Consider the following 704-nt stretch of genomic DNA (forward strand, 5'->3'; position numbering starts at 1 on the left):
CAATGGCTTCCTTTTCATTGTCGGTCATCTTGGGAACGGCTACCACTTCACCATTCAAAAGTATCTCACGGCAGAACTCCGAGAACTTCCGTCCCGTACTCTCTGCCTTTTCCTTGATGCGCCTCTTCTCCTCCGTGGTACACCTTACCTTGATGAACTCAGTTTTGTTCATCTGCTTTTCTTCATTGTCCTTCTGCTGCCATTGGGTAGCTTTTCCCTTGTGTTTTTTCATATAAGTTTCTCTGAAAGTTAATCATTATGGATGATTCGTTGCTGCTTAATTTCTGAATGCTGACCGATGAGAACGGAGTGATTACGGTCTAACCTCCCCGATAGTTTAGCAAGGGGAGCAAGAGCAGTTTGTGGGTACAAACTGACATCTTGCAATAGCTGCTGAAATGCCGATAACGCCTAAGGGTGTTGTTCCTACCGAAAGTGGATGCACGACATTCCATGTTTAACTGCGTTCGTGGTATTCCCACCGTTCAGGCATTGGACTTAATAATATGGTTTTATTTCTTTTGGGGAAGGGTCGAGGGTTTCAAGGAAAAGGAATGACCTTTTTGTGCAAAACCCTCAATCCTTTTTTGTGCTTACAGCTTCCTCCATTTCTCGATGTCTTCCCCATACTCATCTAAATGGCTGCGCACGATATTTTCAATGAAACTTGAAAGGTTACTACCCCTGTCGCCCAATCTTCGCAC

At 44.5% G+C, this 704-nt stretch carries 2 protein-coding genes; both read right to left on the reverse strand.

Features of this window, described 5'->3' with window-relative positions:
* Positions 1-232: plasmid mobilization protein (locus HMPREF9018_RS03750; protein WP_008448348.1), on the reverse strand; the 232-nt coding region annotated here is incomplete at its 3' end.
* Between the two features lie 361 nt (positions 233-593).
* Positions 594-704 (reverse strand): DUF3408 domain-containing protein (locus HMPREF9018_RS10630; RefSeq protein WP_157794582.1); only part of this gene is annotated, 111 nt, incomplete at its 5' end.

Origin of the sequence: Prevotella amnii CRIS 21A-A (assembly GCF_000177355.1) — a bacterium.
GTDB classification, from domain to species: domain Bacteria; phylum Bacteroidota; class Bacteroidia; order Bacteroidales; family Bacteroidaceae; genus Prevotella; species Prevotella amnii.